The organism is Niabella insulisoli (assembly GCF_039652435.2).
Classification (GTDB): Bacteria; Bacteroidota; Bacteroidia; order Chitinophagales; family Chitinophagaceae; genus Niabella; species Niabella insulamsoli.
In genome coordinates, this window is the sequence record NZ_CP190246.1 from 3,317,715 (window position 1) to 3,329,722 (window position 12,008).

At 44.5% G+C, this 12,008-nt stretch carries 10 protein-coding genes; 5 read left to right on the top strand and 5 right to left on the bottom strand.

What is annotated here, in order from left to right:
• Positions 1-30: 30 nt before the first annotated feature.
• Positions 31-2,559, top strand: a complete 2,529-nt coding sequence (locus ABDK00_RS13835; RefSeq protein ID WP_346236802.1) for an ATP-dependent Clp protease ATP-binding subunit — start codon at positions 31-33, stop codon at positions 2,557-2,559.
• Positions 2,560-2,717: 158 nt separating this feature from the next.
• Entirely contained in the window at positions 2,718-3,251 is a 534-nt protein-coding gene (locus ABDK00_RS13840; RefSeq protein ID WP_346236801.1) for a hypothetical protein, read from the top strand.
• Positions 3,252-3,269: 18 nt separating this feature from the next.
• On the opposite strand, the gene ABDK00_RS13845 is transcribed toward ABDK00_RS13840, so the two are convergent.
• A complete protein-coding gene (locus ABDK00_RS13845) occupies positions 3,270-4,844 on the bottom strand; it encodes a M20/M25/M40 family metallo-hydrolase (protein WP_346236800.1) in 1,575 nt (524 codons plus the stop codon).
• A gap of 163 nt (positions 4,845-5,007) precedes the next feature.
• On the opposite strand from ABDK00_RS13845, the gene ABDK00_RS13850 reads away from it, so the two are divergent.
• A complete protein-coding gene (locus ABDK00_RS13850; RefSeq protein WP_346236799.1) occupies positions 5,008-5,856 on the top strand; it encodes a hypothetical protein in 849 nt (282 codons plus the stop codon).
• A gap of 7 nt (positions 5,857-5,863) precedes the next feature.
• On the opposite strand, the gene ABDK00_RS13855 is transcribed toward ABDK00_RS13850, so the two are convergent.
• Positions 5,864-6,358: a DinB family protein gene (locus tag ABDK00_RS13855; RefSeq protein ID WP_346236798.1), complete on the bottom strand. Its 495-nt coding sequence runs from the start codon at positions 6,356-6,358 to the stop codon at positions 5,864-5,866.
• Between the two features lie 79 nt (positions 6,359-6,437).
• Here ABDK00_RS13855 and deoC point away from each other — a divergent pair, with 79 nt between their 5' ends.
• Positions 6,438-7,106, top strand: coding sequence for a deoxyribose-phosphate aldolase (gene deoC, locus ABDK00_RS13860; protein WP_346236797.1), 669 nt, complete (start codon positions 6,438-6,440; stop codon positions 7,104-7,106).
• Positions 7,107-7,111: 5 nt separating this feature from the next.
• Here deoC and ABDK00_RS13865 read toward each other — a convergent pair whose 3' ends face one another.
• Positions 7,112-9,799: a 4-alpha-glucanotransferase gene (locus ABDK00_RS13865; protein WP_346236796.1), complete on the bottom strand. Its 2,688-nt coding sequence runs from the start codon at positions 9,797-9,799 to the stop codon at positions 7,112-7,114.
• Positions 9,800-9,906: 107 nt separating this feature from the next.
• On the opposite strand from ABDK00_RS13865, the gene ABDK00_RS13870 reads away from it, so the two are divergent.
• Positions 9,907-10,092, top strand: a complete 186-nt coding sequence (locus tag ABDK00_RS13870) for a hypothetical protein (protein WP_346236795.1) — start codon at positions 9,907-9,909, stop codon at positions 10,090-10,092.
• Positions 10,093-10,195: 103 nt separating this feature from the next.
• On the opposite strand, the gene ABDK00_RS13875 is transcribed toward ABDK00_RS13870, so the two are convergent.
• Both ABDK00_RS13875 and infC read right to left on the bottom strand, forming a co-directional pair.
• On the bottom strand, positions 10,196-11,029 hold the full coding sequence (locus ABDK00_RS13875; RefSeq protein ID WP_346236794.1) for a sugar phosphate isomerase/epimerase: 834 nt from the start codon (positions 11,027-11,029) through the stop codon (positions 10,196-10,198).
• A 161-nt stretch (positions 11,030-11,190) separates the two neighbouring features.
• Positions 11,191-11,823 carry a translation initiation factor IF-3 gene (gene infC, locus ABDK00_RS13880; RefSeq protein ID WP_346236793.1) on the bottom strand — a complete coding sequence of 211 codons (633 nt, stop codon included), beginning with the start codon at positions 11,821-11,823 and terminating at the stop codon, positions 11,191-11,193.
• Positions 11,824-12,008 lie beyond the last annotated feature (185 nt).

The window sequence follows — 12,008 nt, forward strand, 5'->3', positions numbered from 1 at the left end:
TATTGTAACTAATCACTTTATCTAAATAATATGGATAATAATTTTTCAACTCAGGTTAAAGAAATCATCTCCTACAGCAGGGAGGAAGCCCTTCGGCTCGGGAATGATTTTATAGGCACCGAACATTTGCTGCTTGGATTAATACGTGAGGGAGATAATACGGCTATAAAAATCCTGAAGGGTTTTAATATCGATATTTTTGAACTTCGCAAAGAAATCGAACTGGCAATAAAAGATAAGACAGGAAAGAACATCGCTAACATCAACAGTCTGCCTTTAACAAAGCAGGCTGAAAAAGTGATTCGCGTAACCGTGCTCGAAGCAAAAGCGCTTAAAAGCAACCAGGTAGAAACCGAACACCTGATGCTTTCTATTTTAAAGAATAAAGAAAATATTGCAACGCAGATCTTAAACCAGTTTGATCTGGATTATGATATGTTCCGCCAGGAACTCGGCATTGTAAAATCTAACGAGCCGCGCGCAGAATTTGGTGAAGAAGGAGAAGATGAATTTGAAGACGAAAAAAAATATGCACAGCAGTCTAAAAGCGCTTCATCAAAATCAAACACAAAAAGCAAAACGCCCGTACTCGACAACTTTGGAAGAGATGTGACGAAGCTGGCAGAAAGCGGCAACCTCGACCCTATCGTTGGCCGCGAAAAAGAGATCGAACGTGTTTCGCAGATTTTAAGCCGCCGCAAAAAAAATAACCCGATCCTGATTGGTGAACCCGGTGTGGGTAAAACTGCCATCGTGGAAGGCTTAGCCCTGCGCATCGTGCAGCGTCGCGTAAGCCGCGTGTTATTTGATAAAAGAGTTATTTCGCTTGATTTGGCTTCACTGGTGGCAGGCACCAAATATCGCGGCCAGTTTGAAGAGCGCATGAAAGCGATTATGAACGAGCTGGAAAAAAACCGCGATGTCATTTTGTTTATTGATGAAATGCATACCATTGTGGGCGCAGGTGGCGCCAGCGGATCGCTTGACGCCAGCAATATTTTCAAACCTGCGTTAGCGAGAGGCGAACTGCAATGCATCGGCGCTTCAACGCTCGACGAATACCGCATGTATATTGAAAAAGACGGTGCCTTAGACCGCCGCTTTCAAAAAGTGATGGTAGACCCGCCAAGCGTTGATGAAACGATTCAGATCCTGAATAATATCAAATCAAAATATGAAGATTTTCATAGCGTGAATTATTCTGATGATGCGATCGACGCATGCGTGAAATTAAGCGACCGCTATGTAACCGATCGCCTCCTGCCCGACAAAGCCATCGACGTGATGGACGAAGTGGGCGCGCGTGTACATCTAAAAAATATCAATGTTCCTGACAATATTGTGGAACTTGAAAAGAAAATAGAAGATGTCAAAGAGGAAAAGAACCGTGTTGTTAAAAGCCAGAAGTTTGAAGAGGCAGCTTCTTTAAGAGATACGGAGAAAAAGCTGGCTGAAGAATTGGAACGCGCCAAATCGCAGTGGGAGGAAGAAAGCAAACACAAACGTTACCCTATCACAGACGAAGATATCGCCGAAGTGATCAACAGCATGACGGGTATTCCGGTGAGGAAAATGGTAGAAGCGGAGACCGAGAAATTGCGCAAAATGACCGACGACATGAAAGGCATGGTGATCGGCCAGGATGACGCCATTTTGAAAGTCGTAAAAGCCATTCAGCGAAACCGGGTTGGGCTGAAAGATCCTAAAAAACCTATCGGAAGTTTTATATTTCTGGGCCCCACGGGCGTAGGTAAAACCGAGCTGGCCCGTTCGCTGGCAAGGTATCTTTTCGATTCGGAAGATTCGCTGATCAGAATCGACATGAGCGAATACATGGAAAAATTCACCGTGAGCCGTTTAATCGGAGCGCCTCCCGGCTACGTGGGCTATGAAGAAGGTGGTCAACTTACTGAAAAAGTACGCCGCAAGCCCTACAGTGTAATCCTTCTGGATGAGATAGAAAAAGCGCATCCCGATATTTACAATATATTGTTGCAGGTGTTGGACGATGGTCAGCTGACGGACGGACTGGGACGTAAAGTTAATTTCAAGAATACGATCATCATCATGACCTCAAACATTGGTGTGCGACAATTGAAAGACTTTGGCGCTGGCGTAGGCTTTGCCACGCAATCTCGTTTGCAAAATGAAGATGAAGAAAATAAAGCTGTGATTGAAAAGGCGTTGAAACGCACGTTTTCTCCCGAGTTTTTAAACAGGATAGATGATGTGGTTATCTTCAACAGCCTTACCAAAGAGAATATTTTCAGCATTATTGATATTTCTATGAAAGGCGTGTTGAAACGTATCGAAAGCCTGGGTTATGGTTTAACGCTGACAGAAGATGCGAAAACCTTCCTGGCCGATAAAGGATATGACCAACAATTTGGAGCAAGGCCTTTACACCGCGCTATTCAAAAATACCTGGAAGATCCGCTGGCAGAAGAAATATTGAATACAAACGTAAAACCGGGCGACACCCTTGAAGTAACATTCGATAAAGAAGCCGAGAAATTGGTTTTTTCTATCCAACAGAAAGCTGACGCTCAGGAAGCATAATTCATATAAACTTTCTAAATGTAAAGCACGCTACCGTATTTGTAGCGTGCTTTTTTTGTTTACACAGAATGTTAAACTTTATATAAAGAAAGCCGCGCATCATCATTTTACGAAAAATGTCGTAGATTAGCTTATCCGTTCAACTAAAATCTATTACGATGCGCAACTCCAAACCAAAAATGTTTCAACTTTCGCTTGTTATTATACTTATCATGGCCGGCGCCTTTATGCTCGTGTCGTGGACAATCCCAATGGGTCCAGGCATGATGAACCGCTTTTTTGCTGCGTCTGACACCATTCCATCTGACGGAAACAGGAAGATGATCGATCTTGATGAAGCGTATATAAGCCTCGAAAAGGCAAAAGAAAAACTAAAAGAACATGATATTGCAAAAGAAGTGGCCGAAGCCCTTCAGCGGATCGACTTAACCGAAATGCAAAGCGATCTTGAAGACGCGCTTGCCGACGCCAATCATTCGCTTCAGGATATGCAGAACGCGTGCGAGGCTTCAAAAATCAAAGAAGCCCTCTCCGCTATCAACGCTGAGAAAATGAATGCCGAAATAAAAGTGGCAACGCAAAACCTCAAACCCCAAATCGAAAAAGCCCTGAAAAAGACGCAAATTGAAATTGAAAAAGCACAAAGCGAGATCAGGGAATTAAAAAGAGAATTGCGCAGAAAGCACGTGTAAATTTTTAGAAAGGGCGGTCTAATCGAGGCCGCCTTTTCTTGTCGGGCTCACCGGTTTTGGCCATGCGCGCGGCTGGCCTGTTGCCGGATCTACGGGCAATACCACTTTTTCGCGCGATGATTTTTCAGGATCTTCACTGGCGGCGTAAGCCAGGATAGCCGTCAATATAGCATTATTGCGCAGGTCATCAAATACAATTTTGTCGTAAGTGTCGCGGTTGGTGTGCCAGGTGATGGTTCCGTAATCCCAACTCAACGAGCTTAATGAAAAGGCAGGCGCACCGGCCATTACAAAAGAGGCGAAGTCGGAGCCTCCTGTTCCGGGCTGCCCGGGAAAGCTGGTTTGAATATATTGCCGGATATCGCCTGGCACATAAGAAAGCCAGCGCCCCAGGTAGTGATATGCATGTAAAAAGCCCATGCCGGAAAGACTGGTCACGCGGCCGGTTCCGTTATCCTGGTTGAAAACTGCCTGTATGTTGGCCACAATCTCCGGATGGTCTTCCACAAAAGCCCTGGACCCATTCAAACCTTGTTCTTCGCTGCCCCAATGCCCGATCAAAATTGTACGCTTGGGGTTGGGATATACTCTTTTCATAATACGCGCAGCTTCCATCATTGTCAATGTTCCGGTACCATTGTCGGTCGCGCCGGTAGCGCCATCCCACGAATCAAAATGAGCGGAAAGTATAACATATTCCTCCGGCTTTTCCACGCCCTTAATGGTAGCAATAATATTAAAGGCCGGCGCCGGTGGCAACATTTTAGCATCAACTGTAATATTCATCCGAGGCTTTTGCCCTGATTGGGCCAACCTGAACACAAGCCCGTAATCCTCGAGCGATAAATCGATGGTTGGAATTTTTTTTGTGTAAGCGCCGAAAATTTTATTGGCGCCCACCGCTTTCGACCAATAGCTGGTGATGATCCCTAAAGCGCCTGCCTGCTCCAGCGCCACCGGTAACGTGCGCGTTGTGAAACCTCTGTCCGTAATGCGTTTATTCCAGGCTGCGGCAAGCGAGTCGCGCTCGCTATGCATTTTTTCGATGGATGATTTTGTGCCGTATTCTTCCCAGTTTTTATCGGGCCGGCCGGTGGGTTGCAACATGGAAACCATTACAAATTTTCCTTTAATCGTAGACAGCCACTTTTCAAACGCGGCTGCGTTTTCTGTTACAGGCAGGATGACCACTTCCGCAGTCACTGTTTTTCCATTCGTACCCGGGCTCCAGGCCAGTTGCATCCCTTCCAGCGATTTCAAACGCGGCGACACGAGTTCAAAATGAGCCGGGCCGCGTTGCCATCCGCGCCATTCGCCCCATTTTTCACTATGCGCAGCAATGCCCCAGGTTTTATATTTTTCAATCGCCCAGTCGCCGGCTTGCTTCATCTCAGGTGTGCCGACCAAACGCGGCCCTATCCCGTCGAGCAATTCGTGGCCCAACAACTCAAGTTGTGAGTTATGAGTGCCCTCGCTGATAATGGCCTGCACCGTGGCGTTTGATTGGCTTCGCTGTCCCAGGCTCTCCTGCGACGCCACCGCGCTTAAGCACACTAACAATAAAGGAACTATAGATTTACGAAAACAAAGCATGGTAAAAAATTTAAGAAAGCAATATACAAAATGATCATGGCGATTTCCTCGAAAGACCCATCATTTAAAAAGAACAGCAGCGGCGGCCTAATGACTTTCATTTTTGATGCTGCAAAAATTTTTTTAGCGCCGGCCTCCGGCTTATCTTTAAAAAATGAATCAGATGAACACACCCAAACTTTCTGTTGCACTTATTGTGCACACCTGCGACCGGTATGCCTTTCTGTATGAGGGATTTCAAATCTTTTTCGAAAAATACTGGAACCCTGAAATTGAGTGCAATTACTATTTTGCCACAGAAGAAATTGACTTTGCTTTTGGCCCGTTCGTGAATATTACATCCGGTAAAGGGCCGTGGGCAGACAGGCTCGCTAACCTCCTTAAAAACCATATCAAAGAAGATTATATCCTGTATTTCCAGGAAGACATGTGGCTGACGCAGCCGGTAAACAGTATTTTCTTCAAACAGCTTTTTTCGCTGGTGGCGAAAGAAAGATGGCCGCAGATAAAATTGCATAGCTCCAACGCCTATCGATGTCAAGCTACGGATTGGTTTATTGAAGGCTTCAACGTCGCCCGCCTCGTCAATGAACAGTCCGCGTTCTTAATGTCGCACCAGGTTACGCTTTGGAAAAAAGATTTTTTGCTCGCGCAACTTTATAAAAATGAACATCCCTGGAGAAACGAACGGCGGGGTACCAAAAGGCTGAAAAAGCTGGATCCTGAAATATTTCAAATCGATTATTTTGCGGAGAACGGCCAGCCGGCATATAATGCCAACCAAAATCCGCAGCAAAGAAGCTGCTACTATACCGTGTCGGTAAACGGCATGCTGGGTGACTCGGTTGAACGCTATATCACCGAGCTACTGGCAGATGACAACCCACATCATAAAGCTTACGGCGCCGATTTACATCATCATTATAAAAATAAGCTTACCCACGACGGCCTTCCCCAACCCCGGAAAGTTGATATTTTTAAACGCATCAAAAACCTGCTGCAGGGAAAATAGATCTGGATTAAAAGTTTTGTTCATCAGCCGAGGGGCCGTAGCTACCAGGTACTTTAACATCATTTAACCGATAGTAAACGCCCAGCTGTGCGCGGTGGTGTGTAATTTGATTTAACGAATGCCGAATAGCTGCATATTTTGTCCACTCTGCAAGTTTATTTCCATTATAATTTAAACTCCAGATTGGCTCCAAATCCGCTTCCGTAGCTGATTGCAGGGCAGCCAACGAATCATTGTAGTTTTTTTCCAGGGCTTCCATTAGCTGCTCGCGGCTTTCGAACAATGCCGGCTTATCGCCTTCTGCCAGATCCAGAAATTCTGTTTTTAACATAAAAGACGCCCAACCAAACACTTCTGTGATATGTTGCGCCAAATGCATCAACTTCATGCTTTTGGGGTGAGGCGTATAATCATTTTTTCCTTCGGGAAACTCACTGATAAATTTTTTGGTGGTGTTGTATTCTTCAGTTAATTCTGTTTGCAATTGCTTCAGGGTATCCATAGTATTGTTTTTCTTATTTGATGAAAAGATTTTTTCCAACTAAGCGGTAAGCTTATTTTTGAGCCAAAATGATGCCACTATGCAACTTCAGCAATATATAGATCATACGCTTTTAAAGCCAACAGCCTTAATCAAAGATATTGAAAAACTTTGCGCTGAAGCAACCAAGTATCAGTTTGCTTCGGCCTGTGTTCCGCCTCCGTTTGTAAAAAAAACAAAAGCGCTGCTACAGGGCAGCGGTGTTAAAACATGCACGGTTATTGGTTTTCCTTTCGGCTATTCGGCGGTTGAAGCCAAAATTGCAGAAACCTTGCTGGCCATTGTAGATGGCGTCGATGAACTGGATATTGTTATCAACCTGATTGCTTTAAAAAATAATGACTGGCCCTATCTGGCCAATGAAGCCAACCATTTAATACCCATCATTAAAGAAAAAGGAAAAACGGTTAAGATTATTATTGAAAGCGGCGTGTTGACGGACGATGAAGTGATCAAATGCTGCGAGCTCTATGGGCCAGCGGGTATTGACTATCTCAAAACTTCCACCGGCTACGCCGAAACGGGCGCTACCCTTCACGCTGTTGAACTGTTTAAAAAACATTTGCCACAGGGCACCGGCATAAAAGCGAGCGGCGGTATCCGTGATTATCAATTTGCCAGGCAGTTAATTGAAGCCGGCGCTACCCGGCTGGGTTGCAGCGCGAGCGTGGCTATTGTGGAAGGCGGCGAGGGAACAGGAAACTATTAACAATGCTATCCCCTGCCGCTATGCTGAACATATCCTTTCAGCTCTTCATTAAAAGATTTTTCCTTTATCAATTGTTCTAAGGAAATATGCATGCGATATCGCCAGTAATGCTGCGGATTCGCCGGCACATTGATGCGCTCTTCATCTGGATTATCGTGACGCAGCGATGCGCTCATGCCTAAAAGATCCTGCAATTGAAATATACTCCACATCGCCGGCGCGTATAAATGTTGCAAGATGATGGCCCGGTTAATCCAGGGTTCACAATATTTAGGCGCTTCGCCGCGTTGGCCCAATTCATCATTAAAAAATTGCTGCGTTGTCTTCTTATCTTCCTGCCACCAGCCGCGAATGGTGCTCATGTCGTGCGTTGAAGGGGTAACAACTGATAAATAAGGCGCATTGGCGGGATTAAAAAATTGAATGCCCTGTTGTTTCGGCATTCTTTGTATCTCCAGGCTTAAGATACCCAGTTGCTTCATGACGCCCGGAACACTATCTGGCACCATGCCCAGGTCTTCTCCGCAAATTAGCATATCAGTTGCCGCCTTTAGCGCCGGCAGTTTAGTGAGCGCTTCTTTTCTCCACAAATCATCCTGACGGCGGTAAAAATAATCGATATACAAATGCCAGATCTTTTCCCGTATATGCGGTTGCAAATGGCGGTAGGAACTGGTTTGATCAATGGAAATCCGAAAATGGAATTTACTTTTTTCTGAATGTGCTTCTTCAAACAAAATAACATTGCTCACCAAATCGTAAAGCCCTTCTTTTAAATTTTCTGCCTCGGGCATAGCAACGGTTTCAAAGTAGGCTTCAATCTTGCGCTGTGTATCAAACTCGGGAAGCAGCGCATACTGCTGAGGGCCGTGTTTGCGAAGAAAACCAGTTTTCACTGTTTCGGCCCGCTCAGCAAAAATCTCGGTCAATACCTCGTCGGTAATATAGGGCAGGCAAAACCTTTCATAATCAAACCAAATACCCTGCTCTCCAAAGTCGTTAATATGAACCGGCTTGCAGGGATCAAATCTGCCCATAATGCCCTGCACTGCATGAAGAGGAATACTCCAAATTCTGAAAAAACCCAGGATATGATCGATTCGAAACGCATCGAAATAATAGCTCATTTGCCCAAAGCGCTTACGCCACCAGGCAAACCCATCTTCCTGCATTTTTGGCCAGTTATAGGTGGGGAAACCCCAGTTCTGCCCTTTCACCGCAAAATCGTCGGGAGGTGCTCCGGCCTGGGCGTCCATTTTATAAAGCTCCGGTTCCATCCAAGCGTCACAACCAAACCGGTACACTCCAATGGGAATATCGCCTTTGATAACGACGCCTTTTTTGTGCGCATAGGAAACAGCGTCCGTCAATTGTTGATGCAAATGATACTGGACATAACAATAGAACAACAAATGCTTTCGGGCCGGATTTTGAGCTTCAAAAAAGGCTTCAACATCGCTTTTCTGAAAGGTCTGATTCGTACTCCATTGGCTACTGTCGGGCGTTTGGAACTTGTCACGCAAATAGCAATAAGCTGCATAGGGCTTTAACCAATGCGCATGCTGTTTAAAAAACAATTTAAATTCATCTGAAGTTTCAAAGCCCGTGGCTTCTTCATAAAGTTCCCGCAAGGCAGCAAGCTTAAAATGCAGCGCCGCCTCATAGTCAACCTGTGTAAGCTCATTCAATTGCTTACGCTTTTGCTTTACTGCTTCTTTCAGACGCCGGCTTTTAAATTCACCGACACTTTCCAAATGTATATAAAGCGGATGCAAAGCGAAGGCGGAAATGGCGGCATACGGGTAAGAATCCCGCCAGGTATTCGTAGCAATAGTGTCGTTGACTGGCAGCAGCTGAATCAATTTCAAACCGGCTTTTACCGCCCAGTCTGCCATCAATTTGAGATCGTTGAACTCACCTACTCCTAAACCATTTTTGGTCCTTAAACTAAAAACCGGCACCGACACGCCGGCGCCACGCCAATTATCATCCGGCAGATCGATAAAGCCATCCTGCAAAAAACTGCGTTCGTTGGCGGCGCTATGTCCAAAACAAACCCGGTTGCCTCCGTTCTCAAAACCTAAAAACGTTCCATCCTCCTTATTATAAATCCCGTATTTATAAGCCAGGGGAAATTGGACGTGAGCAAGATTGAGCGCGACCGTCCAATACGCGCCATCATATTCCAAACGAATAGCCGCCTCGGTTCGCCACTGACTCAATGCCTCGCTTTCGCCGAGGAGGCACACCGCTTCCTTCTTTTGAAGCAACGGCGCCTTCACACGAAAAACATGGGTGGCGTTTTTATCTAATTTAAATTTTGATGCTTTTTGGCCGGGTAGCAAAATTTGCTGAAAAGGAGCTGTGTAAAAAGTATTGGCTATAGCGCCGGCGTCGTTCCAGGTATCATAAATATTAACGACCTCAATGCCGGAATAATGTAGCGACAAACTTCTCGGCTTTTCAAACTCCGAAATTTCAACGCCGTCTACACCTGTAAGCACATATAAATAGGAAAGCGTTTGGGCTGGTAATAAGGCCGTATCAATTTCGGTTTCGAGCCTCCAATACTCATCGTTAAAATATTGCAAGGCTACCCGTCCCTGTTCCGCTTGCCATTCGGTCGCATTTCCTTTAATACTTAAACTTTCACCAAACTTCGTCTTATACCTGATAAAAAAAATAACTTTCATCTACGTTTCTTCTTTTTTGTGTACAAAATACATAAAATAGAATTTCAACAATTGATTCTTAAAATAAATGTTGAAAGGGTTTATTATATAATCCCGTTCGCCTAAATTTGCAGCAAACTTTTTATTATGAAGTCATTTTGGAGCAACAAACCTCTCATGTGGATTTTATGTATAGCTTTTACGGCCTGGTTCGTTTTTGCCTGTTTTACGCATTGGCCCTGGCTGACGATGATTATGCCCTTTATGACGACATTTTTTGTGAAGGCGATGGATATTATTTAAGCTTACAATAAGATATTGTTAGAGCTCGCTATTAGGCGGGCTTTTTTTTGCAGTACACAGACAAAAAAAACCGGTCATTATCTCGATGACCGGTTTTCGTTTTTTATGTTTTTACTATTTTTTCGTTGTCCTGATTACGCCGCGGATATAACCGATTGATTCGGCGATGCCGGAGAAAGGATTCTTCATATTTCGTTCGTGTTCAAGGCTCAAAACACCTGTATACCCGACTTTGCGCATCATTTTTACAAATGATGGAAAATCGATAATGCCACGGCCCACTTCTACCGAATATCCCTGCTTGGTGGGCGCGGTAACGTCTTTCAAATGCATATCGAACACTCTTGTGTGATACTTTTTGAGATCTGCAACCGGATCTTTCCCATTGCGCGTGTCGTGCCCGATATCCAAACACATTCCCATACGCGGATCAAGGTCCTTCACATTTTTCCAGACATCGTCGGCATCGGGATAAAGCGCCATATCCGGGCCATGCAAATGAATAGCATATTTCATATCATATTCCTGCACTTTCTTGTTAACATAAGGCAGCAATTCATAATTGGGGACGCCCACAATTAGTTTAACGCCTACACGCTTGGCATATTCGAAAGCTTCATCTACTTCTTTTTCGGTTTTCATGTAGATCGGCCCCACCGCGTAGCCCGTCACATTTTTACTTTTCAATTTTTCGTGAAAAGCCGCAATACGCGCTGCATCTGCATCGAGCGGCAAATGAAAGCTTTTGATGCACAAGTAGTGGACATCGCTTTGCGCCATCGTTTCGAGCGTTTTGTCAATATCAAAATTCACAAAAGTATAACCCGCCATGCCTACTTTAAATTTCTCAAAACTATCTACAGGCGGCTGGGGATCGGGGCGCTTTTCCTGCGCTGATACTATTACGCTTACGAGGGAAAGCGCAACAATTAAAGAAAATTTCTTCATCAGTTTGTTTTTAACGTGCAGCTTTGCTGCTATTATGATTGATCGGCTGTTTTAGAAAGAAAATATATTCATTGAGACAAGCATACAAATGAACATTTTTTCATATCTGGCCAATAAAAAAACCATCTGCAAATGAGATGGCTTATCGAAGTATTGAAAAACTATTTCTTTTTTATCGCCGCTTTGGGAGCGATCATCGCAAGCATTCTTCTTCCTTCCAGCTTAGGCATATTTTCCAAAGTGCCAAACTCAGCTAATCGTTCAGCAAACTTGAGCAGCAAAAGCTGTCCCCTGTCCTGAAACTGAATAGCCCGGCCTTTAAATTGAACGTAAGCTTTCACTTTGTTGCCGTCCTTTAAAAAGCCTTCAGCGTGCTTTGCTTTAAAGTCAAAATCATGATCATCGGTATTGGGCGTAAAGCGGATCTCTTTGATCTCGGTCGCTTTACTTTTCGCCTTCATCTCCTTTTCTTTCTTCTTCTTATCGTAAAGAAATTTATTGTAATCGATGATTTTACAAACGGGCGGATCGGCAGTGGGCGAAATTTCGACAAGATCCAGCTCCTGTTGCTGCGCAATCTTTAGCGCTTCCTGCGTCGAGTAAATCCCTACCTCTACATTATCTCCTACAAGACGTACTTGAGGAACCCTGATATGGTGATTAATACGGTGTTCAGCTTCTCTCTGTGGTAAGCGGCCTCTGAAGTTTCCTCTGTTGGGTTTATTGCCTCCGGGCCTGTATGGACCACCCGCGCCAGGCGGACGGTTAAAAGTTGGTTTTTGCGGTACTGCCATCTAAAATTTATTCGTGATGCTTTTCCCGTTCAAAGCATTGTTTTTTTATTTTATAATGCCATACGGGAAATGGCATGTTAAAAAATTTTTACAAAGATGGGAATTAAACTTAGTATTACAATTTTTTATTTTCTCGATATAAGGGTGCAATTATCTTACCAAAACGCCTTTTCTGCCATAAATCA